This window comes from Gibbsiella greigii (assembly GCF_039540155.1).
In the GTDB taxonomy this organism is placed as follows: Bacteria; Pseudomonadota; Gammaproteobacteria; order Enterobacterales; family Enterobacteriaceae; genus Gibbsiella; species Gibbsiella quercinecans.
Genome location: NZ_BAABEM010000019.1, coordinates 21,431 through 46,568, shown reverse-complemented (window position 1 = coordinate 46,568; position 25,138 = coordinate 21,431). Strand labels below are relative to the sequence as shown.

Annotated in this window: 20 protein-coding genes; 18 read left to right on the top strand and 2 right to left on the bottom strand. The window is 58.8% G+C overall.

From position 1 onward, the window contains the following. The first annotated feature begins 629 nt into the window (after positions 1–629). Both AC559G_RS13005 and AC559G_RS13000 read left to right on the top strand, forming a co-directional pair. Positions 630–2,540, top strand: coding sequence for an NAD(P)-binding protein (locus AC559G_RS13005; protein ID WP_498912809.1), 1,911 nt, complete (start codon positions 630–632; stop codon positions 2,538–2,540). A 2-nt stretch (positions 2,541–2,542) separates the two neighbouring features. Further along, positions 2,543–3,715, top strand: coding sequence for a c-type cytochrome (locus AC559G_RS13000; protein WP_498912808.1), 1,173 nt, complete (start codon positions 2,543–2,545; stop codon positions 3,713–3,715). Positions 3,716–3,765: 50 nt separating this feature from the next. On the opposite strand, the gene hmpA is transcribed toward AC559G_RS13000, so the two are convergent. After that, the gene (gene hmpA, locus AC559G_RS12995) at positions 3,766–4,956 is read right to left on the bottom strand and encodes an NO-inducible flavohemoprotein (protein WP_498912807.1); all 1,191 of its coding nucleotides are present in this window, start codon (positions 4,954–4,956) and stop codon (positions 3,766–3,768) included. Between the two features lie 595 nt (positions 4,957–5,551). Here hmpA and glyA point away from each other — a divergent pair. The 4 genes from glyA to AC559G_RS12975 all read left to right on the top strand — a co-directional run bounded on the left by glyA (position 5,552) and on the right by AC559G_RS12975 (position 9,850). Then, on the top strand, positions 5,552–6,805 hold the full coding sequence (gene glyA / locus AC559G_RS12990; protein ID WP_095847591.1) for a serine hydroxymethyltransferase: 1,254 nt from the start codon (positions 5,552–5,554) through the stop codon (positions 6,803–6,805). 173 nt (positions 6,806–6,978) lie between these two features. Then, positions 6,979–8,115, top strand: coding sequence for an MFS transporter (locus AC559G_RS12985; protein ID WP_498912806.1), 1,137 nt, complete (start codon positions 6,979–6,981; stop codon positions 8,113–8,115). Between the two features lie 53 nt (positions 8,116–8,168). Continuing rightward, positions 8,169–8,837, top strand: a complete 669-nt coding sequence (locus AC559G_RS12980; protein ID WP_498912805.1) for a DUF1007 family protein — start codon at positions 8,169–8,171, stop codon at positions 8,835–8,837. Next, positions 8,828–9,850 (top strand): nickel/cobalt transporter, encoded by a 1,023-nt coding sequence (locus AC559G_RS12975; protein WP_498912804.1) that lies wholly within the window; start codon positions 8,828–8,830, stop codon positions 9,848–9,850. Before AC559G_RS12980 ends, AC559G_RS12975 begins: the two co-directional genes overlap by 10 nt. Before the next feature lie 79 nt (positions 9,851–9,929). On the opposite strand, the gene suhB is transcribed toward AC559G_RS12975, so the two are convergent. Beyond that, positions 9,930–10,733 carry an inositol-1-monophosphatase gene (gene suhB, locus AC559G_RS12970; protein WP_438599555.1) on the bottom strand — a complete coding sequence of 268 codons (804 nt, stop codon included), beginning with the start codon at positions 10,731–10,733 and terminating at the stop codon, positions 9,930–9,932. 118 nt (positions 10,734–10,851) lie between these two features. On the opposite strand from suhB, the gene trmJ reads away from it, so the two are divergent. From trmJ to AC559G_RS12910, 12 genes are all read left to right on the top strand, one after another. Continuing rightward, entirely contained in the window at positions 10,852–11,586 is a 735-nt protein-coding gene (trmJ, locus tag AC559G_RS12965) for a tRNA (cytosine(32)/uridine(32)-2'-O)-methyltransferase TrmJ (protein WP_095847596.1), read from the top strand. Between the two features lie 192 nt (positions 11,587–11,778). Next, positions 11,779–12,273: a Fe-S cluster assembly transcriptional regulator IscR gene (iscR, locus tag AC559G_RS12960; RefSeq protein ID WP_095847597.1), complete on the top strand. Its 495-nt coding sequence runs from the start codon at positions 11,779–11,781 to the stop codon at positions 12,271–12,273. Positions 12,274–12,328: 55 nt separating this feature from the next. Further along, on the top strand, positions 12,329–13,543 hold the full coding sequence (gene iscS / locus AC559G_RS12955) for a cysteine desulfurase (RefSeq protein WP_095847598.1): 1,215 nt from the start codon (positions 12,329–12,331) through the stop codon (positions 13,541–13,543). Between the two features lie 27 nt (positions 13,544–13,570). Beyond that, complete coding sequence (gene iscU, locus AC559G_RS12950; protein ID WP_095847599.1) at positions 13,571–13,957, top strand: Fe-S cluster assembly scaffold IscU; 387 nt, start codon at positions 13,571–13,573, stop codon at positions 13,955–13,957. A gap of 102 nt (positions 13,958–14,059) precedes the next feature. Next, entirely contained in the window at positions 14,060–14,383 is a 324-nt protein-coding gene (gene iscA / locus AC559G_RS12945; RefSeq protein WP_438599557.1) for an iron-sulfur cluster assembly protein IscA, read from the top strand. Between the two features lie 91 nt (positions 14,384–14,474). Further along, a complete protein-coding gene (gene hscB, locus AC559G_RS12940; protein ID WP_416260748.1) occupies positions 14,475–14,993 on the top strand; it encodes a co-chaperone HscB in 519 nt (172 codons plus the stop codon). Positions 14,994–15,085: 92 nt separating this feature from the next. Next, positions 15,086–16,936, top strand: a complete 1,851-nt coding sequence (hscA, locus tag AC559G_RS12935; RefSeq protein ID WP_498912803.1) for a molecular chaperone HscA — start codon at positions 15,086–15,088, stop codon at positions 16,934–16,936. A 2-nt stretch (positions 16,937–16,938) separates the two neighbouring features. After that, entirely contained in the window at positions 16,939–17,274 is a 336-nt protein-coding gene (gene fdx, locus AC559G_RS12930; RefSeq protein WP_438599560.1) for an ISC system 2Fe-2S type ferredoxin, read from the top strand. Positions 17,275–17,318: 44 nt separating this feature from the next. Next, positions 17,319–17,519: a Fe-S cluster assembly protein IscX gene (gene iscX, locus AC559G_RS12925; RefSeq protein ID WP_095847604.1), complete on the top strand. Its 201-nt coding sequence runs from the start codon at positions 17,319–17,321 to the stop codon at positions 17,517–17,519. A 129-nt stretch (positions 17,520–17,648) separates the two neighbouring features. Next, entirely contained in the window at positions 17,649–18,944 is a 1,296-nt protein-coding gene (pepB, locus tag AC559G_RS12920) for an aminopeptidase PepB (RefSeq protein ID WP_498912802.1), read from the top strand. Between the two features lie 77 nt (positions 18,945–19,021). Beyond that, complete coding sequence (sseB, locus tag AC559G_RS12915) at positions 19,022–19,852, top strand: enhanced serine sensitivity protein SseB (RefSeq protein WP_498912801.1); 831 nt, start codon at positions 19,022–19,024, stop codon at positions 19,850–19,852. Positions 19,853–20,152: 300 nt separating this feature from the next. After that, positions 20,153–25,138, top strand: a complete 4,986-nt coding sequence (locus tag AC559G_RS12910; RefSeq protein ID WP_498912800.1) for an alpha-2-macroglobulin family protein — start codon at positions 20,153–20,155, stop codon at positions 25,136–25,138.

The following is a 25,138-nucleotide window of genomic DNA, read 5'->3' as shown; positions in this document are numbered from 1 at the left end:
CTCCTTCTGCTGAGTTTACGCTCGTATTTTGGCACTTAGATGCCGTCAACGTTGGAGCGTCCATCTCATTATCCGTGGCCGATTGCCCCTGGCACCGGTGCCTTGCTCGGCAGCCCAAGATGCGCGCTTATACCCTTCATACTTCGAGCTGCAGGTGCGTTGGCTTTCCTCGCTCACCCCAGTCACTTACTGGAGTAAGCTCCTGGGGATTCGCTGCGTTGCCGCCTTCCTGCAACTCGAATTATTTTGGGTGTAGCCTTATAGCCTCATTCATTGATTTTATGAAAAGCAATGTCATTGGTGAGTGGAGCACGGGTGTTGAAGCCATTGAAGGCGACAAAAAACGACCGAGTTATAGCGACCGAAACCCTCTCGGTCAGGGCAAAGAACGTTGCCGAAACAATACCCTGCCACCGCAGGCATAAAAAAACCCCCCCACCGGCCGACTAATAACCATCTATACTGAAAGGATATTTATTTTGTTGCGTCTGCACTGACATCAAGCCTGCTTCGGCCTGATCCCCACTGCATTGCACCTTGCTATCAGTTTACATATCTGCACAATGACGCGCTTTTCAGGCGGCCAGAGACGCCAGCCTGATAATAATAAAAAAGCATAGGAAGCCAATATGAGTATAACTCGTCGTGATTTTCTCAATGGAGTAGCGATAACCATCGCCGCCGGGCTAACGCCGATGCAGGCGCTGCGCGCTGCACCGCAAACAGCCCGGCAAACGCTGTACTACCCGCCGGCATTAACCGGCTTGCGTGGCAACCACCCCGGCTCGTTCGAACATGCGCACCAGCTTGGCCGCGATGGCCGGCAGTTTGACTTCGGCGCGGTGCCCGCAACCGAAGAGTTTGATTTAGTGGTGGTGGGGGCCGGGATCAGCGGCTTGGCCGCCGCCTGCTTCTGGCAACAGATGAAAGGCACGCAGCAGCGTATCCTGATCATCGACAACCATGATGACTTCGGCGGCCATGCCAAGCGCAACGAATTCGGCAGCGACAAGAATATGATACTGGGTTACGGCGGCAGCGAATCGCTCCAGTCACCCCGTTCCAACTTTAGCCCGGTGGCCATCGGGTTGTTGAAAACGCTCGGCGTCAGTATCGACGGGCTGGAAAACACCTTCGACAAAACCTTTTACCCCGATCTGAATCTGAGCCGCGGCGTTTATTTCGATCGCAAAAACTTTGGCGTGGATAAAGTGGTCAGCGGCGATCCGGGCCGCATGGTGGCGGATGACATCCCGCGCGATCGGCTCAACGGCCGTTCTTATCAGGCGTTTATCGGTGATTTCCCGCTGCCGGAAAGCGATCGTCAGGCCCTGATTGCGCTGCACATGGTGGAGAAGGACTATCTGCCGGGGCTAAGCGTAGACGAAAAGGTGAAGTGGCTGGATAGCCACAGCTATGAACAGTTCCTGCGTGAAAAGGTGGGGCTGAGCGAAATGGCAATACGCTATTTCCAGCAGACGACCAGCGATTTTCAGGCGGTGGGCATTGATGCCACCTCCTGCAGCGATGCGCGGATTTGCGATTTGCCTGGGTTAGACGGCATGAACCTGCCGCCGTTGGATGCCGAATCACAGGCGGATTTGGACGATCCTTACGTGTTTCACTTTCCGGACGGCAACGCAACGCTGGCACGTCTGATGGTGCGCCATCTGATCCCGGCCGTGGCGCCTGCCGGCAAAGACATGAACGATATCGTGTTGGCCCGGTTTGATTATGCCCAGCTCGATCGCCCCGAATCGCTGGTGAAGCTTCGCTTGAACAGCACCGGCTTGCATGCGGCCAACGTGGGCGATCGGGTGGAAGTCACCTATATGACCGGCGAGAAAATGACCAAAGTGAGTGCCGGGCAGGTGGTGATGGCCGGCTACAACATGATGATCCCGTACCTGGTGCCGGAGATGTCGCCGGCGCAACAGGAAGCGCTGAAGCAAAACGTGAAGGCACCGCTGGTGTACAGCAAAGTGGTGATCCGCAACTGGCGGCCATTCCTCAAACTTGGCGTACACGAAGTGTATTCGCCCACCGCGCCGTATTGCCGCGTGAAGCTGGATTACCCGGTGAGCATGGGCGGCTACGCCCACCCGCACGATCCCGACAGCCCAATCGGTCTGCATATGGTGTATGTGCCGGTATTGCCGGGCAGCGGCCTGAGCCCGCGCGAGCAGTCGCGCAAAGGGCGGGCGTTACTGCTGGGCACGCCGTTTGAGGTGCATGAAAATATGATCCGGGAACAGCTGCAGGGCATGCTGGGCGCCGCCGGCTTTGATCACCAGCGTGATATTCAGGCGATCACCGTCAACCGCTGGTCCCACGGCTATTCCTATTTCCTCAACGGCCTGTTCGACGATGAAGACGAAGCGCAGCAGATTATCGCCACGGCCCGCCGGCCGATCGGCAAAATCGCGATTGCCAACTCCGATGCGGACTGGAGCCCATATGCCAATTCGGCGATCGATCAGGCATGGCGTGCGGTGAATGAATTGGCTTACGGCAAGATTGCCGCCAGGGAAGGGGTATAACGATGCGTAAATATTATCTTGGCCTGCTGTTGGCCTTGGCCGGCACCGTTAACGCCATGCCTGCCGGTGAATACGTGGCGAAAGCGGGCGACTGCACCGCCTGCCACACCAGCGAGAATGGCGCACCGCTTGCCGGCGGCCGGCGTTTTTCCACGCCGATCGGCGATATCTATGCCACCAATATTACCCCGGACAAGCAGCACGGCATTGGCGCCTATTCGTTTGAGGATTTCGACCGTGCGATGCGCCAGGGGATCGCCAAAGACGGGCATCATCTCTACCCGGCGATGCCATATACCGCCTATGCCAGGATGAGCGCCGCAGACATGCATGCGCTCTACGACTACCTGATGCATGATGTGGATCCCAACTCCACCGCCAACCGCCGCAGCGACATCCCCTGGCCGCTGTCGATGCGTTGGCCGCTGGCCGCCTGGAACCTTTTGTTCCACGATGACACGCCTTACCAACCGGATGCCCGGCAGAGCGCTGAATGGAACCGCGGAGCTTATCTGGTACAAGGGCTTGGCCACTGCGGCAGTTGCCATACGCCGCGCGGTTTGGCGATGCAGGAAAAGGCGCTGGATAACGCCTCGCCGCTGTATTTGAGCGGGGCGGAACTGGATGGCTGGTATGCAACCGGGCTGCGTGGTCTGGAGCCGGGCGCCGTGGCGGCATTGTTGAAAACCGGCCGCAGCCAGCATGCGGCGGTAGCTGGCCCAATGGCCGAGGTGGTCACGCACAGTACCCAGTACCTGAACGATGCGGATCTGCAGAGCATTGGGCTGTATCTGCATAGCCTGGCATCGGCGGCGCCAGTGGTTCAATCGGCGGGCGCCGCGGACGGTTCATCCGGCAAACAGACCTACGCCATGTACTGCTCTACTTGCCACGGCAATCAGGGCGAGGGCACCGACAACGCCATTCCCGCCCTGGCGGGCAACCCCAGCGTAACGGCAAGCAACCCACTGACGGCCCTGCGCGTGGTGTTGGAAGGGGCGCAGACGCCCATTACCGAACATGGCGCGGCGCTCAGCATGCCCGGTTATGCCTGGGCACTGGACGATCGTCAGGTGGCTGATTTGATGAACTATCTGCGCGGCAGTTGGGGCAACCAGGCGGCGCCGGTCACTGCCGGGCAGGTGAAGGAGACGCGCAAACTGGCCGGGCAGTAAGCGCCTGTAAACACGAGCCACTTCCACCATTGGGAAGCGGTTCGTGAGAATTACAGGATCTTATGCGGGCCAAAGCATTCGTAATGAAGGCGTTCCGCCGCCACTCCCCGCTCCAGCAATTGTTGCGCGATAAATTGCATAAATGCCACCGGCCCGCAGAAGTAGAATTGCATCTGTGGATCGGCCAGCGCGCTGCCTAATTGATCGAGCGCCATCAACCCACGGTGCTGGTAGTCCTGGCCAGCGACATCGTTCGCCCCCGGTTCACGGTACCAAACGTGGCGGCTCAGGTTTGGCATCTGGCCGGCAATCGCCGCCACTTCATCAGCAAAGGCGTGTACCGCGCCATTTTCCGCCGCATGCAGCCAATACACCGGCGCCGTGTGCCGTTGGTTATGCAGGGTGTGAAGCATGCTGAGCATCGGCGTTTGGCCAACGCCGGCCGAAATCAGCGCAATCGGCGTGCCGGGCTGCTCATCAAGGAAAAAATCACCGTGCGGCGCGGCCAGTTCAATCACATCGCCTGGTTGGCTATGCTGGTGCAGAAAGCCAGAGACGGCGCCGTGATCCTCACGTTTTACCGCGATGCGATAATACTTGCCGTTAGGGGCGGTGGTCAGTGAATACTGGCGGATCTCCTGTTGCGGCAGGCTAGGGTGGCGCAGGTAGACCGCCAGATATTGCCCCGGTTGGTAGTCTGCCACGCGGCGGCCGTCAACCGGCGCCAGCGTCAGGCTGCAGATCGCTTCGCTTTGCATCTGCTTGCTGACAATACGGAACGGCCGCAGGCCGCGCCAGCCGCCGTCGGCCCCGGCGCTTTCATCGTAGATTTGCCCTTCGCGCTGGATAAAAACGTTGGCCAGCACGCCATATGCTTTACCCCAGGCATCCAGCACCTGTTGGCCAGGGCTGAACATTTCATCCAGCGTCGCCAGCAAGTGTTGGCCGACAATCTGATATTGCTCCGGCTGAATATTGAAGCTGGCGTGCTTCTGGGCGATGCGCTCCACCGCCGGCAGCAACGCCGCCAGATTTTCCAGGTTGCTGGCATAGGCACAGATGGCATCGAACAATGCCTGGCGCTGATCGCCATTGCGTTGGTTGCTCATGTTGAAAATGTCTTTCAACTCGGGGTTATGGCTGAACATACGATCGTAGAAATGGGCGGTTAGCTTCGGCCCGGTTGCAGCCAGCAGGGGAATAGTGGATTGAACGGTGGCGATGGTTTGGCTATCTAGCATGGTGACGCTCCTTAAGGGATATACCTTTCATTCTTCCTGGCCGCAGCTACGTTGGCTCTGTTACCCGTCCTAGGGGGCAGGCGCTCACGCGGTTCAAAACGCATTGGCATGTTGTTCTGCGGCCCGAATGTATGGGGTAGGATTCCTGGTTGATTTAAATATTGTATTTTAAATGCATCTTATTGGGTGCGGCCGTGTTTGTAAATACCCCCAGAATCGTTATGGAGGTGCCAGGGCATGCAGAACATGAAAAACACGCATTCACGATATGAGGAAAAGTCCGTTGCCGGAATGGCGAATTTGGTGGGTGAAATCCTTGCGGGGCCTAAAGCCAATCGTTTGCGTAAAAACCTCTGTCAAGGCCTATCTTCAACGGGGGAAAACAGTTTACACTGTTAGCCAGAACCCAACCTGGGTAGGTATACCCTTCCTCTTTCTTGTTGCAGCGGTGTTGGCCCCGCGCCTTCATCCACAGTCACCTGGGTTAAACCGGCGCCTGAGGATTGATGCGTTTGCCGGCAGGCAACAACACAGAGTTGATGGGTATATTTTTGGTGATTTTTTTAGTTAGCTGATTGAAGTCAGGAGATGCCGGATGTTAAAGCGTGAAATGAACATTGCCGATTACGATGCCGAACTGTGGCGAGCAATGGAGCAGGAAGTGGTGCGTCAGGAAGAGCACATTGAGCTGATTGCTTCTGAAAACTACACCAGTCCGCGCGTTATGCAGGCACAGGGTTCCCAGTTGACCAACAAATACGCGGAAGGCTATCCAGGCAAGCGTTACTATGGCGGTTGCGAATACGTTGATATCGTTGAACAACTGGCGATTGATCGCGCAAAAGCGCTGTTCGGCGCAGATTATGCCAACGTTCAGCCGCACTCCGGCTCCCAGGCTAACTTTGCCGTCTATACCGCGCTGCTGCAGCCGGGCGACACCATCCTGGGCATGAGCCTGGCGCACGGCGGCCACCTGACCCACGGTTCCCCGGTCAACCTGTCCGGTAAACTGTACAACGTGATTTCTTACGGCATCGACGATAAAGGTCAGATTGACTATAACGAGCTGGCTGAACTGGCGAAAACCCATAAGCCAAAAATGATCGTGGGCGGTTTCTCTGCCTATTCCGGCGTGGTTGACTGGGCAAAAATGCGTGAAATCGCTGACAGCATCGGCGCTTACCTGTTTGTGGACATGGCCCACGTGGCCGGCCTGGTGGCAGCAGACGTTTACCCTAACCCGGTTCCCCATGCCCACATCGTGACCACCACCACCCACAAAACCCTGGCTGGCCCACGCGGTGGCCTGATCCTGGCGAAGGGTGGCGATGAAGATCTGTACAAAAAACTGAACTCCGCCGTGTTCCCTGGCGGCCAGGGCGGCCCGCTGATGCATGTGATCGCCGGTAAAGCGGTGGCGCTGAAAGAAGCCATGGAGCCAGAGTTTAAAGTTTACCAGCAGCAGGTTGCCAAAAACGCCAAGGCGATGGTTGAAGTGTTCCTGGAACGTGGTTACAACGTCGTTTCCGGCGGGACGCATAACCACCTGTTCCTGCTGGATCTGGTTGATAAAAACCTGACCGGTAAAGAAGCCGATGCCGCACTGGGCCGCGCTAACATCACGGTGAACAAAAACAGCGTGCCAAACGATCCGAAAAGCCCGTTCGTCACCTCCGGCGTGCGTATCGGTACGCCTTCCGTAACGCGCCGCGGCTTTAAAGAAGCGGACGTGCGTGAACTGGCCGGTTGGATCTGCGACGTGCTGGACAACATCAATGATGAAGCCACGATTGAACGCACCAAGAAGAAAGTGCTGGAAATCTGTGCGCGCCTGCCGGTTTATGCCTAAACATGGGCATCGCAGCGTCTGCTGACGCTGCGCAAAGACGGCGGTAAACGAACGGAGAATGCCTTTTGGCTATTCTCCGTTTTTTTATGCCAGAGCCGCCGCCCGGCGGGCAACATGAGCCTTGCGGGCTGGGGGGGCCTCTGTCAAAGTATTGCCCTTACACCGGAGGGTTCATGGTCCTGCAATCAACGCGTTGGCTCGCGCTCAGTTATTTCACCTACTTTTTTTCCTATGGCATTTTCTTGCCTTTCTGGGGCGTGTGGCTCAAGGGCGAAGGCCTGGCGCCGGACACCATCGGTATTCTGCTGGGCGCCGGCCTGGTGGCGCGTTTTCTGGGCAGCCTGCTGATTGCGCCGCGGGTGAAAGAGCCCACGCATTTGGTTAGCGCATTGCGCCTGCTGGCCCTGTTGGCGCTGGCCTTTGCGGTGGGGTTCTGTTTTGGTGACGGCTGGGCCTGGCTGATGCTGGTGATTGCCGGGTTTAACCTGTTTTTCTCGCCGCTGGTGCCGCTCACCGATGCCCTGTCGGCCACCTGGCAAAAGCAGATCGCCATGGATTATGGCCGGGTGCGGCTGTGGGGATCGCTGGCGTTTGTGATTGGCTCGGCGCTGACCGGCAAGCTGGTTTCGGTGTGGGGGCACAACGCCATTCTGTTTAGCCTGATCGCTAGCCTGTGCGTCATGCTGCTCGGCATGTTGCTCAAACCTAGCGTCATGCCGAAAGGGGAGGCGCGCGGCCCGGCGGGATCCACGCGCAGCTGGCGTGCTCTATTGACGCAGGGGCCGGTCTGGCGTTTCTTGCTTTGCGTTACCCTGTTGCAGGGCGCGCACGCCGGCTATTACAGCTTTGCCTCGATTTATTGGCAGGATGCCGGCTATTCTGCCGCAACCATCGGCTACCTGTGGTCACTGGGGGTGGTGGCGGAAATCGTCATTTTTGCCAGCAGCAATGTGCTGTTCCGCCGCTGGTGCGCCAGCCACCTGCTGTTGCTTTCCGCCTGCTGCGGCATTGTGCGCTGGAGCCTGATGGCGTCCTCAACCGAGCTGAGCTTGCTGGTGCTGATCCAGGTGCTGCACTGCGGGACGTTTACCGTCTGCCACCTGGCGGCGATGCGCTTTATCAGCGCCTATAAGGGCATCGAGGTGATTCGCCTGCAGGCGGTGTATTCCGGGTTGGCGATGGGCGGCGGCATTGCGGTGATGACGGTGCTTGCCGGCTTCCTGTTTGAACACTGGGGTGGTGGATTGTTCTGGGTGATGGCGGCGCTGGCGCTGCCTGCGTTGTTCATTCGCCCGGCGGTGGTGCGTTAAGTTGGGGCATCGCGCTGTGCCTGCGGCGTTTAACCGCCGTTTAGCCTCTGTTTATGTTGTTTTACACCAAGAGCGAATATGCTTTGATCATGAAGATACGTGGTTTACTGGCCGGATTATTCATGCTGTTCTGCGGTGGCGTTGCCGCCCATCCGCACAGTTTTATTGATATCAACACCACCTTGGTGGTGAAAGGCGGCAAGCTCCAGGGGCTGAAAATGGTATGGGTGATGGATGAGATTACGTCTGCCGATCTGCTCTACGATGCACAAAATGCCAAAAGCGATTCCGAAATTTGGAAAAAGCTGGCGGCAGAGGTGATGGCCAATGTGCTCGGCCAGCACTACTTTACCGACATCTATCGCGACGGCAAACCGGTGAAATACCTGAACCTGCCACCGGAATACCATCTTTCACGCCAGGGCAACCAGGCGGTGCTGGAATTTATCCTGCCGTTGGCCACGCCGCAACCGCTGGCCGGCAAGCCGTTTGAAATTTCCACCTACGATCCCACCTACTTTGTCGATATGAGCTACAAAGACGAGAAAGCGATCCATCTGCCGCCAGAAATCGCCCAGCAGTGCAAGTTTACGCTGAAGACGCCAAAGCCGGACGCCTCACTGCAGGCGTATGCGCTGTCTTTGGATAAAAACGACTCCCCCGGCGAAGATATGGCGCTGGGGCAACAATTTGCACAACGGATAACGCTGCAATGTCAATAAACCTTAGCCAGCCGCCTGCCCGCCAACGCCATTGGGCTTTCAGCCTGTGGCCGTTGGCGCTGTTCCTGCTGCTGTTGGCCGCCGGCGCGCAGATTGCGTGGCATTTCTGGCCGCAGATCGTGATGCAAAGCGTGATATGGCAGAAAAGCCTGCACCAGGAGATGGCTGGGCTGATGCAGCAGGTCAAGGCCGCGCCACGGCAGGCCGGGATAACGCTGCTGTTGTTCAGCCTGGGCTATGGCGTGCTGCATGCGCTGGGGCCGGGGCACGGCAAAGTGGTGATCGCCACCTATCTGGCGACGCACCCAGCACGGTTGAAAAGCAGCCTGAAACTGACTTTTATTTCTTCACTGGTTCAGGGATTGGTGGCCATCGGGCTGGTCACGCTGGTGCTGGTGGTATTACAGCTTTCTTCCCGCCAATTGCACCAGAGCAGCTTCTGGATGGAGAAGGGTAGTTTCCTGCTGGTGATTTTGTTGGGTGTAATGCTGAGCTGGCGGGCGTTGAAGCGGCTTTACCACACCATTAAGGCGCTAAAGCCGGCGCCGGGGCTGCAGATCAACCGTTTGCAACCGCTGCCGACGGGCCATGTGCACAGCGCCGACTGCGGCTGCGGCCACCGCCATATGCCCAATGATGCCGAACTGCAGGCGGGCGGTGACTGGCGCACCCAGGCCGCCATCGTATTGGCCATGGGGTTGCGGCCCTGTTCCGGCGCTATTTTGGTGCTGTTGTTTGCCAAAGTGCTCGGCGTGTATGTCTGGGGAGTAATTTCCGCGTTGGCGATGGCGTTGGGCACGTCGTTAACCATTTCTTTGCTGGCGCTGCTGGTGCATTACAGCCGCCAGATGGCGGAGCGCATTAGCCGCACGCGGGCGCCGGCCGCCTGGCGCTCGGTCGCCTGGGGGGCGTTGGCGCTGGCCGGCGGGCTGATCCTGCTGTTCGCCGGGGTGTTGCTTTATCTGAGTGCCCAGCCGGAGCTTGGCGGCGGCATCCGCCCGTTTTCCCGCTGAGCGCCAGTGCAGTACGCACCATAAAAAATGCCAGTCGGCGTGAGCGGACTGGCATAAATAAGGAGCTGCAACGGGCGGATTAGCGTTTTAGCGCTTCGCTTAACTCTTCACGCATGGTCGACAGCAGCCCTTTCACTACGCGCGGGTTGCCAGCCACCACATTGCCAGAGCTGAAATGGTTGTGGCCGCCAACAAAGTCGGTCACTACGCCGCCGGATTCACGCACCAGCAGTTCACCGGCGGCAAAATCCCATGGCTTCAGGCCAATTTCAAAGAAACCGTCAACGCGGCCGGCGGCAACATAGGCCAGATCCAGCGCGGCGGAGCCGGTGCGGCGGAAGTCTGCGCACTGGGTGAACAGTTTGCCCACCAGGTTGATGTAGGCCGGCGCATGCTGCTTGGCCTTGAACGGGAAGCCGGTCGCCAGGATGGTGCCATCCAGATCTTTGGCGTGGGTGCCGCGCAGGCGGTAACCGTTGAGCTGTGCGCCCTGGCCGCGGGTAGCGGTAAAGAGTTCGTTGCGCATGGGATCGTACACGACGGCGACTTCAGTGCGGCCTTTAATGCGTACGGCAATAGAAACGGAGAAATGAGGAAAACGTTTGATGAAGTTTGACGTGCCATCCAGTGGATCGATCACCCATTGTACATCCTGGTCTTCGCCAGCCAGTTCGCCGCGTTCTTCCGTAATAATGGTGTGCTGCGGGTAGGATTTGCGAATGACGTCGATGATCAGATGCTCTGCATCGCGATCGACGTTGGTGACGAAGTCGTTAGTCCCTTTCTGGCTCGCTTCTACAGCGTCCGGGGTTTCATAATTTTTGGCAATCAGGTTACCGGCCTTGCGCGCAGCGCGCACGGCGATAGTCAGCATCGGATGCATGGGTATCTTCCACTAGGATGTTAAAGAACAGGAAACGGCGCAGAGTATAGCAGGTGTTCGGCAAAATACCTATGCCTGTGTTAAGATGCTGCGATTTTCCGCTACGTTCAGAGTTTGTATGCTGCATAATATCCGCATTGTTCTGGTAGAAACCTCCCATACCGGCAACATGGGCTCCACAGCCAGAGCCATGAAAACCATGGGGTTGACCAACCTCTATCTGGTTAATCCCTTAGTCAAACCCGATTCCCAGGCGATTGCCCTGGCCGCCGGCGCCAGCGACGTGATCGGCCATGCCACCATTGTTGACAGTTTCGATCAGGCCATCGCCGGTTGTGGGTTGGTGGTGGGCACCAGTGCGCGTTCACGCACGCTGCCCTGGCCGATGCTGGAGCCGCGCGAGTGTGGCGTGCGCGCCGTGCAGGAAAGTGAACAGGCGCCGGTGGCGCTGGTCTTCGGCCGCGAACGCGTGGGCCTGACCAACGATGAGCTACAAAAGTGCCACTACCACGTCGCCATTCCCGCCAACCCGGAATACAGCTCGCTGAACCTGGCGATGGCGGTGCAGATCCTGGCGTACGAAGTACGCGTTGCTTACCTGGATCGCCAGCAGCAGGGCGCCGCGCCGCAGGAAGCCTCGCCTTATCCGTTGGTGGACGATCTGGAACGCTTTTATCAGCATCTGGAGCAGACGCTGCAAAAAACCGGCTTTATCCGCCCCGCTCACCCAGGGCAGGTGATGAACCGTTTGCGCCGTTTATTTGCCCGCGCGCGGCCAGAAGCCCAGGAGCTGAACATCCTGCGCGGCATGCTGACTTCGATTGAAAAACAGGATAAACATCAAGGAAATTAATTTAACGCGGCTTAACAAGAAAGGGTAATGGTATTTATTTTCAACGGGTTATAACATGCATTTGAAATGCTACCGTTAGGAAAAAACTCAAAAATGCTAATACTTGAGTAAATTACTCGGTTAAATAGTTGACTGATTTACTCGGGAATGTCAGACTCCGGCTATGTTTCACCAACAGGTAACCATTTAGCTATGAGACTGACATCCAAAGGCCGTTATGCCGTAACCGCAATGCTCGATGTGGCATTACATTCCCAGGACGGGCCAGTTCCTCTGGCGGATATTTCTGAGCGCCAGGGTATTTCGCTCTCCTATCTGGAACAACTCTTCTCGCGCCTGCGTAAAAATGGCTTGGTGGCCAGCGTACGTGGGCCAGGCGGTGGTTATCTGCTGGGCAAAGACGCTGGCGAAATTGCCGTCGGCGCCGTGATTACCGCCGTCGATGAATCCGTCGATGCTACCCGTTGCCAGGGCAAAGAAGGCTGCCAGGGCGGCGATCGCTGCCTGACGCATACCCTGTGGCGCGATCTGAGCGAGCGCATCAGCGGGTTCCTCAACAGCATTACGTTGGCTGAACTGGTCAACAATCAGGAAGTTCTTGATGTCGCGGATCGTCAAAACAACGATACGCGCCGCACGGCGACCAGCCGTTCGCAAGAAACGATCAACGTTAATCTGCGCGCATAAGCAGATAGCGGCAAGTTATTTTGTTTTTGGAAGTGATGTACGGAGCATAAGAGTAATGAAATTACCGATCTATCTGGATTACTCAGCAACGACGCCGGTTGATCCACGCGTTGCTGAGAAGATGATGCAGTTTTTGACCCTGGACGGCACCTTCGGTAACCCTGCTTCCCGCTCCCACCGTTTCGGGTGGCAGGCCGAAGAAGCCGTCGATATCGCACGTAATCAAATTGCAGAACTCGTCGGGGCCGATCCACGCGAGATCGTGTTCACCTCCGGCGCCACGGAATCCGACAACCTAGCGATCAAAGGTGCTGCCAATTTCTACCAGAAAAAGGGCAAGCACATCATCACCTGTAAAACCGAACACAAAGCCGTACTGGACACTTGCCGCCAATTGGAGCGTGAAGGGTTCGAAGTCACTTATCTGGCGCCGCAGAGCAATGGCATTATTGATCTGCAGGCGTTGGAAGCGGCGCTGCGTGATGACACCATTTTGGTTTCCATCATGCACGTGAACAACGAAATCGGCGTGGTGCAGGATATCGCGGCTATCGGCGAAATGTGCCGCGCGCGCGGGATTATTTACCATGTCGACGCCACGCAAAGCGTGGGCAAACTGCCGATCGATCTGAGCAAGCTGAAAGTGGATCTGATGTCTTTCTCCGGCCATAAAATCTATGGGCCAAAAGGCATCGGCGCGCTGTACGTGCGCCGCAAACCGCGGATCCGCATTGAAGCGCAGATGCACGGCGGTGGGCACGAACGCGGCATGCGTTCCGGTACCCTGCCGGTGCACCAGATCGTCGGTATGGGCGAAGCCTACCGCATCGCCAAAGAAGAAATGACCACCGAAATGGAACGCTTGCGCGCCCTGCGCGATCGTCTGTGGAACGGTGTGAAAGATTTAGAAGAAGTTTACCTGAACGGCGATCTGCAACAGGGCGCTCCCAACATCCTGAATGTCAGCTTCAACTATGTTGAAGGTGAATCGCTGATCATGGCGCTGAAAGACTTGGCCGTTTCCTCCGGTTCCGCCTGCACCTCCGCCAGCCTGGAGCCTTCCTATGTGCTGCGTGCGCTGGGCATGAATGATGAACTCGCCCATAGCTCGATCCGTTTCTCTCTGGGGCGTTTCACCACCGAAGAAGAGATCGATTACGCCATTCAACTGGTGCGTAAATCCATCGGCCGTCTGCGCGATCTTTCCCCGCTGTGGGAAATGTTCAAGCAGGGCGTGGATATCAACAGCATTGAATGGGCACACCATTAAGTTCTCAGGATTTTAGGAGCAAAGGTCATGGCTTACAGCGAAAAAGTAATCGATCACTATGAAAACCCGCGTAACGTCGGTTCGTTCGACAATGCCGATCCTTCCGTGGGCAGCGGTATGGTGGGCGCACCGGCCTGCGGCGACGTAATGAAGCTGCAGATTAAGGTGAACCAGGCGGGCATCATTGAAGACGCGCGTTTCAAAACCTACGGTTGCGGTTCTGCTATCGCTTCCAGCTCGCTGGTCACCGAATGGATGAAAGGCAAGTCTCTTGAACAGGCCGAAGCGATCAAAAACACGCAGATCGCCGAAGAGCTGGAGCTGCCGCCGGTTAAAATCCACTGCTCGATTCTGGCGGAAGACGCCATCAAAGCAGCGATCGCCGACTACAAGAGCAAAAGCAGCGCCAAGTAGTTATTGTTGAATGATATCCCACGTTTTCAACGCTTGCCGCGGCGGTTGTATGCAATCGCCCGGCCGGGGTTGTGAACGCGGGAGGGTAAGTGTGAGGTTGTCATGTCGATTACGATGAGCGACAGCGCGGCGCAGCGGGTTCAGGCATTTTTGGCTCACCGTGGCAAAGGCCTTGGCCTGCGCCTTGGGGTGCGAACTTCCGGCTGCTCCGGGATGGCATACGTGCTGGAATTCGTTGACGAAGTTAACGGCGACGACGTGGTGTTTGAAGACAAGGGCGTTAAGGTGATCATTGACGGCAAAAGCCTGGTGTACCTTGATGGCACGGAGCTTGATTTCGTTAAGGAAGGCCTGAACGAAGGCTTCAAGTTCAATAACCCGAACGTTTCAAACGAGTGCGGCTGCGGCGAAAGTTTCAACGTCTGACGGCCAGTATCGTGTTCCACCGCAACCCGCTTGCGGTTTAATGACAAGCCCCCGGCGCAAGCGGGGGGGCCTCAAACCACCAGAGCACGCTATGGATTACTTTACTTTATTCGGGCTGCCGGTTCGCTATGCGCTGGACGGTAGCCTGCTTGCATCCCGTTTTCAGGATATGCAGCGCCAATTTCACCCCGACCGCAACGCCCTTCAGCCGGAGCGCGAACGCCTGATGGCGCTCACGCAGGCGGCGACCATCAACGAAGCCTATCAAACCCTGCGGCACCCGTTAAAACGCGCAGAGTATATGTTATCGTTGCACGGTTTTGATCTGAGCAATGAGCAACATACCCTGCGTGATACCGCGTTTCTGATGGAGCAGTTGGAACTGCGCGAAGCGCTGGACGCCATTGAACAGCAAGCGGATGAAAATGCGCTCGCCCGGTTTGCCGCGCAGTTGGCCGCGATGATCAAACAGCGCAGCGCAACGATGGTGGAACAGTTGGACGGCCAGCAGTGGCCCGTGGCCGCCGATACCGTCCGTAAACTGCGTTTTCTGGATAAGCTTCAGCAACAGGTTGAACAACTCGAAGAAAAATTGCTGGGTTTTGAATAACATACTCTAGACAATCCGCAGCCTGAGCGCGGCCGATGCACAGGCGACTTAACGGATGACGCGTATTACATTTTGCTTGTGGAAGCCTCAATATGGCCTTATTACAAATTAGTGAGCCCGGCCTGAGTTCAGCACCGCACCAGCGCCGTTTAGCTGCCGGTATAGACTTGGGCACCACCAATTCGCTGGTTGCCACCGTGCGCAGCGGGCAGGCTGAAACCCTGGCCGATGCCCAAGGGCAACACCTTTTGCCTTCCGTCGTGCACTACCAAGCCGGCGGCCACAACGTCGGCTGGGCGGCGCGCGCGCAAGCGGCGCAGGATCCGGCCAACACTATCAGTTCGATCAAGCGCATGATGGGCCGTTCATTGGCCGATGTTAGCGCCCGTTATCCCAATCTGCCGTACTCCTTTCAGGCCAGTGACAACGGTTTGCCGCTGATCGCCACCGCCGGCGGGCTGGTTAACCCGGTCAGCGTTTCGGCCGACATTCTCAAGGTGCTTGGCGCACAGGCGCAGGCGGCGTTGGCGGGGGAGCTTGACGGCGTTGTGATCACGGTGCCCGCCTATTTCGACGACGCGCAGCGCCAGGGCACCAAAGACGCCGCGCGCCTGGCCGGCCTGCAGGTGCTGCGTTTACTGAATGAACCGACCGCAGCGGCGATCGCCTACGGCCTGGATTCCGGCCATGAAGGGGTGATCGCCGTTTACGATTTGGGCGGTGGCACCTTTGATATTTCCATTCTGCGGCTGAGCCGCGGCGTATTTGAAGTGTTGGCGACCGGCGGCGACTCCGCGCTGGGCGGCGATGACTTTGATCACCTGCTGGCCGATTGGCTGCGTGAGCAAGCCGGCATCGCCGATCGCAGCGATCACGGCATACAGCGCCAGTTGTTGGACGCGGCCATCCAGGCAAAAATCGCCCTGAGCGAAGCCGATGTCGCCACAGTCACCGTTGCCGGCTGGCAGGGCAGCGTGACCCGCCAGCAGTTTGAGGCGCTGATCGCAACGCTGGTGAAACGCACGCTGGTGGCTTGCCGCCGCGCGCTAAAAGACGCTGGCGTTGCCACTGACGACGTGTTGCAAGTGGTGTTGGTCGGCGGCTCCACCCGCGTGCCGCTGGTGCGCGAACGGGTGGGTGAATTTTTTGGCCGCACGCCGCTGACATCGATCGATCCCGATAAAGTGGTCGCCATTGGTGCGGCAATCCAGGCCGATATTTTAGTGGGCAACAAGCCCGACAGCGATATGCTGCTGCTGGATGTGATCCCACTGTCGCTTGGGCTGGAAACCATGGGCGGGCTGGTGGAGAAAGTGATCCCGCGCAATACCACCATCCCGGTGGCGCGCGCGCAGGAGTTCACCACCTTCAAAGATGGCCAGAGCGCCATGATGATCCATGTCCTGCAGGGCGAGCGCGAACTGGTGCAGGATTGCCGTTCGCTGGCGCGTTTTACCCTGCGCGGCTTGCCGCCGCTGCCGGCGGGGGGGGCGCATATTCGCGTGACCTTCCAGGTGGACGCCGACGGCCTGCTGAGCGTCAGCGCGATGGAAAAATCCACCGGCGTGGCCGCTTCTATTCAGGTGAAGCCGTCTTACGGCCTTTCCGACACGGAAATTGCCGGCATGATCCAGGATTCCATGGCCAATGCGCAAAGCGACATCGGCGCACGCCGGCTGGCGGAACAGCGGGTGGAGGCCGCACGGGTGCTGGAAAGCCTGCACGGGGCATTGGCGAGCGACGCCGCGCTATTGAGCGAAGCCGAAAGCCAGGCGATCGCTACAGCGCAGCAAAGCCTGCAGCAAGCGGCGCAGGGCAGCGATCCCGCCGCGATCGAAGCCGCAATAAAAACACTTGATGCAACAACGCAAAATTTTGCCGCGCGCCGCATGGATGCTTCCATTCGCCGGGCGTTGGCCGGTCATTCTGTGGATGAGGTTTAACCATGGCTAAAATTGTTTTCCTGCCCCATCAGGATCTGTGCCCGGAGGGCGCCGTGCTGGAGGCGATGGAAGGGGAGTCTATCCTGAACGTCGCGCTGCGCAACGGGATCGAAATTGAGCACGCCTGCGAGAAATCCTGCGCCTGCACCACCTGCCACTGTATCGTGCGTGAAGGTTTTGATTCGCTGGAAGAAAGCAGCGAACTGGAAGACGACATGCTGGATAAAGCCTGGGGGCTGGAGCCGGAAAGCCGCCTGAGCTGCCAGGCATGTGTTGCCGATGAAGATCTGGTGGTGGAGATTCCACGCTATACCATTAACCATGCGCGCGAGCATTAAAACACGCCGCCTGACGGCGCGTTTTGCTTAATCAGGAGATCACGATGGGATTAAAATGGACCGACAGCCGCGAAATTGGCGAAGCGCTGTACGATAACTATCCGGACACCGATCCGAAAACCGTCCGTTTTACCGATATGCACCAGTGGATTTGCGATCTCGACGAGTTCGATGACGATCCACAGGCTTCCAATGAGAAAATACTGGAAGCCATTCTGCTGGTCTGGTTAGATGAAGCGGAGTGAATAGCGCGGGCTGCCTGGGGCGGCCCATTTATTTTGTATCCGACACGATAACAAAACTCCCCCATTGTTCCCCTGGCCGCAACGGCGAAGCGGGGAAAATGCAAGGGACAGCAAAACCGGAGTAAGGCTATGACAACCGATATTATGCAGGTCACGCTCTCTCATACCCCCGCCGATGCGCGCTGGGGCGAAAAAGCGCTGTTGAGCACCAATAGCGAAGGCATGGTTATCCACCTGACCGGCGCCGACGAACTGGCCGCCATCCAACGTGCGGGCCATAAAGTTGACGGCCAGGGCGTAAAAAAAGTGAAGCTGACCGGCGAGGGCTGGGGGCTGGAGCAAAGCTGGGCGTTTTGGCAAGGTTTCCGCGGGCCGAAGGGCCAGCGCAGCATTGAATGGGCCGAACTGCCGCAGAATGCGCGCCAGGAACTGGATCGGCGCCTGAAGATCGTCGACTGGGTGCGTGACACCATCAACCTGCCGGCAGAGCAATTGGGGCCAGAGCAACTGGCAACCCGTGCGGTGGATTTGTTGTGCGATGTTGGCGGCGATGCTGTCTCCTACCGGATCACCAAAGGTGAAGATCTGCGTTCGCAGGAGTATGCCGGCCTGCATACGGTAGGCCGCGGTTCCGATCGCGCGCCGGTGCTGCTGGCGCTGGATTTCAACCCGACCGGTGATGCGCAGGCCCCGGTCTTTGCCTGTCTGGTGGGTAAAGGCATCACCTTTGACAGCGGCGGTTACAGCCTGAAGCCCAGCGGCTTTATGGATTCGATGAAATCGGACATGGGCGGTGCCGCCACCGTCACCGGTGCGTTGGCGCTGGCCGTTTCGCGTGGGCTGAACAAGCGCGTGAAGCTCTATCTGTGCTGCGCCGACAATATGGTGAGTGGCAATGCGTTCAAGCTGGGCGATATCATCCGCTACCGCAACGGTAAAACCGTTGAAGTGATGAACACCGATGCCGAAGGGCGCCTGGTGTTGGCCGATGGCCTGATTGACGCTTCTGAGCAAAACCCAGGGCTGATTATCGACTGCGCCACCCTGACCGGTGCGGCGAAAACGGCGCTTGGCAACGACTATCACGCCTTGTTCAGCTTCGACGATGCATTGGCGCAGGAACTGCTGGCCAGTGCCCAGGCGGAGAATGAACCGTTCTGGCGCCTGCCGCTGGCCGAGTTCCACCGTAGCCAGTTGCCGTCTAACTTTGCCGAACTGAACAACGTGGCGGCGCCGGCCTACAGCGCCGGGGCCAGCACGGCGGCGGCTTTCCTGTCGCACTTCGTGAAAAACTACCGCCAGGGGTGGCTGCACATTGACTGTTCGGCCACTTACCGCAAAGGGGCGGTGGAACAATGGTCGGCCGGCGCCACTGGCTTGGGCGTGCGCACCCTGGCCAACCTGCTGCTGAACAAAGCTAACTAAACGGCGGCCTGGCCATCACGTTGACGGGGGCTCGGCGCAGGCCGGGCTCTTTGGCTGTGTTGATATTGGAGTAAGCAATGAGCGCCACCCATAACGATAGCGCGCCCGGTGAAAACGAACTGGAGCGTTTGTTGAAACTGGCGGCCACGGAATCGGCCTATCGGCCGGCCTTTTTCCAGACGCTGCTGGACGCTACGGTCTATATTCTCGGCGATCGTGAACAACTGCCGGAGGTGGGCGAAATCGCGCTGAATGCCGACACGCCGGTGAATATCCAGCATTGGGAAAAGCAGGGCGGCGGCAGCGTGATTCCGTTTTTCTCCTCGCTGGAAGCCTTGCGCCGGGCGGTCGAGACCGAACAGCCGTTTATCGCCATGCCGGCACGCGTGCTGTTTGAGCTGACCGAAGGGGCGGAGCTGTTTCTCAACCCTAAAGCGGAATACGGCAAAGAGTTCTACCCGGAAGAAGTGGCGATGCTGTTGGCCACCGGCGGCGTCGCCAAGCCGGTCGAGCACTATGTTGATCCGGAGACCCAGATCCTGCTGGGCCAGCCGGAGGTTTACCCTTCGGCGCTGGTCGATGCGTTGACCACGCTGTTCAGCCAGCGCAAACCGGTGCGCCGCGCGTTTTTGGCGCTGATGCACGATCGCGCGGTGGATGAGCGGCCTAATCTGCTGGTGGGGCTGGAGATTGACGGCGATACAACGGATATTGAGGCGTTAATCAATGAAGCGGGCAGCGTCGCCAGCGAAATCGTGCCTGACGATGAACCGGTGGATTTTTGCCTGGTGTCGGAGAAAGAACGTGGCGTCAGCCACTATCTGATCGGCCATACCCAGCCTTTTTATCAGCGCCGCTGGGGCAGTTGGTTGCGCAATATCATCCCTTCCACCGATAAAACCCAGTAATTTTTTTCCCCGGGATGCCGCCGCAGGCGGCGTCTTATCTGGCCTGCGCCGTTGAACGCTGGTGATTTAATGCGGCGCATTGCGCAAAGTCGGCGCAAAATATTTCGCCGCCCGCCGGCCTGCACGCTATTATTCTCCGCATATCTACCCAAAATAACTCGCGTTGCAGGCCGTGCGCCGCAGAGGCGTGGCTCAGCTATGGGCCGCGTAACTCCGGCAACGCACCGGCGAAGTGAGGTGTGGCGGGTATTCCGCGTTTTCGCCATCAGGACAGCGCTTATCGTGCCAGGGAGTTAAACGATGAAATTATGCCGTCGCCGGGCATTTGCATCAGGCAAATCGCTTTTGCAGGGCATCTTATTGGCGGGTGGGTTATGGCTGCTCGCCGCCTGTGATAATAATCCGCCTGCTATATCCGCCGCTACGGGGCAACCCACGGCCGCCGCCCCGGCGAAAACACCGGGTGCCGATGCACTGGCGGCGCTGGCACGGCGCGACGCCGGCAAACCGCTCAAACTGCTGGACGCGGCCGAACTACAGCTGGATGGCGCCAGCGCCATGGTGCTGACCTTCTCTATCCCGCTGGATCCAAACCAGGATTTTATGGCGCGCGTGCACCTGGTGGACAGCGCCAGCGGCAAAATTGACGGCGTTTGGGAGCTTGCCGATAACTTAACGGAGCTGCGCCTGCGGCATCTGCCGCCGAACCGCAAGCTGGTGCTGACCGTCGAGGGCGGCTTGAAAGCGCTCAACGGCGCCGAGTTAGGCGACCAACAGCAGCAAACCCTGACGACCCGCGACATTACGCCCAGCGTCGGCTTTGCCAGCAAAGGCTCTCTGTTGCCGACCAAGCTGGCTGCCGGGCTACCGGTCATGGCGCTTAACGTCGACAGCGTCGACGTGAATTTCTTTCGCATTAAAGCGGCTTCACTGCCCGCGTTTTTGGCCAATTGGGAATACCGTAGCGCGCTTTCCAGTTGGGAATCCGAAGATCTGCTGAAAATGGCGGATCTGGTCTATAGCGGGCGCTTTGATCTCAACCCCGCGCGCAATACCCGCGAGCGGCTGCTGTTGCCGCTGGCCGGCATCGAAAAACTGCAGCAGCCGGGGGTTTATCTGGCGGTGATGCAGCAGGCTGGGCACTACGGTTATAGTAATCCGGCTACCCTGTTTACCCTGAGCGACATTGGCGTTTCTCTACACAGCTACCACGATCGTCTTGATGTCTTCACTCAACGGTTGGAAAGCGGCGGGGCTCTGGAAGGGGTTGAACTGAGCGTGCTGGATGAAAAAGGCCGGGCGCTGGCGCAGGCGAGCACGGATCGCCAGGGCCATGCCCAACTGGAAAAAAGCGCCAAGGCACGGCTGCTTCTGGCGACCCAGCAGGGGCAAACCAGCATGATCGATCTGTCTGCGCCGGCGCTCGATCTGGCCGAGTTTGATATTGCGGGCCCGGCGGGCTATAGCAAACAGTTCTTTGCCTTTGGGCCGCGCGATATTTACCGGCCGGGTGAGACGCTGGTGGTCAACGGCCTGCTGCGCGATGCCGATGGTAAACCGCTGCCGGCCCAGCCGGTTAAGGTCGAGATCGTCAAACCTGACGATCAGGTGGCGCGCAGCTTTGTCTGGCAGCCACAAAACGGCCTGTATCAATACCAATATCCCATCGATCAAAACGCGCCGACCGGCACCTGGTCGCTGCGTTTCAATGTCGGTGACAATCAGCCGCGGTTATATCACTTCCGGGTGGAAGACTTTTTGCCGGAGCGCATGGCGCTGGCTATCAGTGCGCAGCCGCAGCCGTTGCGCCCGGATGAACCGTTGGCGTTTAGCGTCAGCGGCCATTACCTCTATGGCGCGCCCGCCGCCGGCAACGCGTTGCAGGGGCAGCTTTTTCTGCGGCCGCTGCGCGAAGCCGTCAGCAGCCTGCCGGGTTATGAGTTTGGCTCCGTCACGGAAGAAAACCTAGTGCGCAATATGGACGAGTTTGATCAGGCGCTGGATGCCGCCGGTAAGGCGCAGATAGCGTTAGACAGCACCTGGGGCGGGGTAAAATCCCCGCTGAAGGCGGTTATCCAGGCCAGCCTGCTGGAATCCGGCGGCCGCCCGGTAACGCGCCGGGCCGAGCAGGCCATCTGGCCCGCGGCAGCGCTGCCGGGTATCCGCCCGCTGTTCAGCAAACAGCCGGTGTATGACTACCGCACCGACAGCCAGCAAATGCAGGCGATGGTGGATGAAAATAGCCAGGCGGGCTTTGATATCGTGTATGCCAACATCGCCGGTGAAAGGCTAGCGGCCCACGGGCTGAAGGCGCGCCTGGTCCGTGAGCGGCGCGATTATTATTGGCAGTGGTCGGAAAGCGAAGGCTGGCAATCGCTGTACGATAAAAAGGATCTGCCGCTGGCGGAGCAAACCGTGGATATCGCCGCCAACGGCAGCGCCAGGGTCAGCTTCCCGGTTGAGTGGGGGGCGTATCGCCTGGAAGTGGTGGATCCGCAAAGCCACATGTTGAGCAGTGTGCGTTTCTGGGCCGGCTACCGTTGGCAAGACAACACCGGCGGCAGCGGCGTGGTGCGCCCGGACCAGGTGAAGTTGAAGCTGGATAAACCGGCCTACGCGCCGGGTGAAAAAGCCCGCGTGCGTATAGAAGCGCCGGCGGCAGGCAAAGGTTATCTGCTGGTCGAATCCAGCGATGGCCCATTGTGGTGGCAGGAACTGGACGTGCCGGAAAACGGCGCCGAGGTTGAGGTGCCGGTCAATCAGGCGTGGGCCCGTCACGATCTTTATCTGAGCGCCCTGGTGATCCGCCCCGGCGATAAGCAACAGCAGGCGCTGCCGAAACGGGCTGTCGGGCTGCTGCACCTGCCGCTGGCGGGGGCCGATCGCAAGTTGGCGCTGGCGCTGGATGCGCCGGCGCAAATACGGCCGAATAAAACGTTAACGGTAAAGGTTAAAGCGGCGCGCGGTAGCGGCGAGTTGCCAAAACAGATCAACGTGCTGCTTTCCGCCGTTGACAGCGGCATCCTGAATATCACCGGCTACGCAACGCCGGATCCGTATCAGGCGTTCTTTGGCCGCAAGCGTTACGGCGCCGATCAATACGACGTTTACGGGCAACTGATCGAAGGCAAAGGGCGGTTGGCCAGCCTGCGCTATGGCGGCGATGGCGACGATGAAGATCCGCTGGCGCGCGGCGGCAAAAAGCCGATTAGCACGGTGACGATCGTGGCGCAACAGGCGCAACCCGTGGCGCTGGATGCCAACGGCGAAGGCCAAATCACGCTTGCGATTCCAGATTTTAACGGTGAACTGCGCCTGATGGCGCAGGCATGGAGCGATGAAGACTTCGGCAGAGCGGAAGGGAAAGTGATTGTGGCCGCACCGCTGGTGGCGGAGCTGGCAACGCCGCGCTTTCTGGCCGGCGGCGACAGCACGCAGTTGGCGTTGGATCTCAGCAACCTGACCGGCCAGCCGCAGGCCCTGCAAGTGAAGCTGGCGGCCAGTGGTTTGCTTAGCCTGCAGGGCGCCGGTGAACAGCAGGTTCAACTGGCCGCGGGCGAACGTAAAACGTTGCGGGTGCCGGTACAGGCGCTGGCGGGCTTCGGCCAGGGGGATGTGGCGCTGACCGTTAGCGGGTTAAATCTGCCGGGAGAGGACGTCGCGGATTATCAGCACCATTGGCCGATCGGCGTGCGCCCGGCTTATCCTGGCCAAACCCGCCACTTTTCGGCTGTGATGCGCCCCGGCGATAGCTGGGCATTGCCGCCGGAAGCCTATAGCGGGCTGGTGGTCTCCACGCTGGAAGGGCAGTGGGTATTGAGCAGCCGCCCGCCGATCAATCTGGCGCGTTACGTCCAAGAACTGTATGCCTATCCGTACGGCTGCCTGGAACAGACGACCAGCGGCCTGTTCCCTTCGCTGTATACCAACCGTGCGCAGCTTACCGCGCTGGGCATTAAAACTGGCAGTGATGAATCGCGCCGCCAAAGTATTGACGCCGGTATTGAGCATTTGCTCAGTATGCAGCGCTATAACGGCGGCTTTGGTTTATGGAGCCGCGAAAGCCAGGAGGAATTCTGGCTGACCGCCTACGCCACCGATTTCTTGGTTCGGGCCGGCGAGCAGGGCTACAGCGTGCCGGCGGATGCGCTGGCCAAGGCGAATGAACGTTTGCAGCGTTACCTGCAGGATAGCAACCAGATTGATGTGGCTTACAGTTCATTCCCGGATCATACCCGCCTGGCGGTGCAGGCTTATGCCGGGTTGGTTCTGGCGCGGCAGCAGAAAGCCCCGCTGGGGGCGCTGCGCCAACTGTATGAACGCCGTGCGGACGCACGCTCCGGCCTGCCGCTGGTGCAGATGGGCATTGCTCTGAAATTGATGGGCGATATGCCGCGTGCCAACCAGGCGCTCGAACAGGGGCTGGCGATCCAACGTAATGCCCGGGATTATCTGCTGGCCGATTACGGCAGCCCGCTGCGTGATGATGCGCTGATATTGGCGCTGCTGGCTGAAAACGACCTGCTGCCACCAACGCGCGATCGGCTGCTGTTGTCGCTGAGCGAACGCCTTGTCGGCCAGGAATACCTATCCACACAGGAAAGCAACGCGTTGTTCCTGGCAACTCGTAACCTGATCGGCAATACGCAAACGCACTGGCAGGCCCAGACGACCGAAGGCGACACGCTGGCGGGCGATCGGCCATGGGGGCAAACGCTGCCGGCAGATAAGCTGGTGGCCGGCATCCACCTGACCAATACCGGCGACGGTACGCTGTATGGCTTGCTTGATGTGGTGGGGTATCCGCAGCAGGCGCCGTTGCCCCATAGCAATGTGTTGAACATTGAGCGCGAGTTCCTGGGGCTTGATGGCAAGCCGTTGGCGCTTGATGCGTTGAAAAGCGGCCAACTGGTGGTGGTGCATTTAGACATCTCGGCCACCACTCACGTGCCGGATGCGCTAGTGGTTGACCTGTTGCCGGCCGGCCTGGAGCTGGAAAACCAAAACCTGGCCGACAGCAGCGCCAGCCTGGAAGAAAGCGCCAGCAACTTGGCGGAGCTGTTGCAGGATATGCAGCAGGCGGAAATCCGCCACCAGGAGTTCCGTGACGATCGCTACGTAGCGGCGGTGGATATTGACGGTTACCGGCATACAACGCTGGTCTATCTGGCCCGTGCGGTGACGCCCGGCGTTTACCGGATCCCGGCGCCGCAGGTGGAATCGATGTACGTGCCCAACTGGCGCGCGGTGGGGGAAACCCCGCAGCGGCTTGAGATTGGCCGCTAG

What these genes read in the sequence shown, in the direction of transcription:
- AC559G_RS13005 (WP_498912809.1), top strand. Translation starts at nt 630, where the DNA reads ATGAGTATAACTCGTCGTGATTTTCTCAATGGAGTAGCGATAACCATC.
- AC559G_RS13000 (WP_498912808.1), top strand. Translation starts at nt 2,543, where the DNA reads ATGCGTAAATATTATCTTGGCCTGCTGTTGGCCTTGGCCGGCACCGTT.
- hmpA (WP_498912807.1), bottom strand. Translation starts at nt 4,956, where the DNA reads ATGCTAGATAGCCAAACCATCGCCACCGTTCAATCCACTATTCCCCTG.
- glyA (WP_095847591.1), top strand. Translation starts at nt 5,552, where the DNA reads ATGTTAAAGCGTGAAATGAACATTGCCGATTACGATGCCGAACTGTGG.
- AC559G_RS12985 (WP_498912806.1), top strand. Translation starts at nt 6,979, where the DNA reads ATGGTCCTGCAATCAACGCGTTGGCTCGCGCTCAGTTATTTCACCTAC.
- AC559G_RS12980 (WP_498912805.1), top strand. Translation starts at nt 8,169, where the DNA reads ATGTTGTTTTACACCAAGAGCGAATATGCTTTGATCATGAAGATACGT.
- AC559G_RS12975 (WP_498912804.1), top strand. Translation starts at nt 8,828, where the DNA reads ATGTCAATAAACCTTAGCCAGCCGCCTGCCCGCCAACGCCATTGGGCT.
- suhB (WP_438599555.1), bottom strand. Translation starts at nt 10,733, where the DNA reads ATGCATCCGATGCTGACTATCGCCGTGCGCGCTGCGCGCAAGGCCGGT.
- trmJ (WP_095847596.1), top strand. Translation starts at nt 10,852, where the DNA reads ATGCTGCATAATATCCGCATTGTTCTGGTAGAAACCTCCCATACCGGC.
- iscR (WP_095847597.1), top strand. Translation starts at nt 11,779, where the DNA reads ATGAGACTGACATCCAAAGGCCGTTATGCCGTAACCGCAATGCTCGAT.
- iscS (WP_095847598.1), top strand. Translation starts at nt 12,329, where the DNA reads ATGAAATTACCGATCTATCTGGATTACTCAGCAACGACGCCGGTTGAT.
- iscU (WP_095847599.1), top strand. Translation starts at nt 13,571, where the DNA reads ATGGCTTACAGCGAAAAAGTAATCGATCACTATGAAAACCCGCGTAAC.
- iscA (WP_438599557.1), top strand. Translation starts at nt 14,060, where the DNA reads ATGTCGATTACGATGAGCGACAGCGCGGCGCAGCGGGTTCAGGCATTT.
- hscB (WP_416260748.1), top strand. Translation starts at nt 14,475, where the DNA reads ATGGATTACTTTACTTTATTCGGGCTGCCGGTTCGCTATGCGCTGGAC.
- hscA (WP_498912803.1), top strand. Translation starts at nt 15,086, where the DNA reads ATGGCCTTATTACAAATTAGTGAGCCCGGCCTGAGTTCAGCACCGCAC.
- fdx (WP_438599560.1), top strand. Translation starts at nt 16,939, where the DNA reads ATGGCTAAAATTGTTTTCCTGCCCCATCAGGATCTGTGCCCGGAGGGC.
- iscX (WP_095847604.1), top strand. Translation starts at nt 17,319, where the DNA reads ATGGGATTAAAATGGACCGACAGCCGCGAAATTGGCGAAGCGCTGTAC.
- pepB (WP_498912802.1), top strand. Translation starts at nt 17,649, where the DNA reads ATGACAACCGATATTATGCAGGTCACGCTCTCTCATACCCCCGCCGAT.
- sseB (WP_498912801.1), top strand. Translation starts at nt 19,022, where the DNA reads ATGAGCGCCACCCATAACGATAGCGCGCCCGGTGAAAACGAACTGGAG.
- AC559G_RS12910 (WP_498912800.1), top strand. Translation starts at nt 20,153, where the DNA reads ATGAAATTATGCCGTCGCCGGGCATTTGCATCAGGCAAATCGCTTTTG.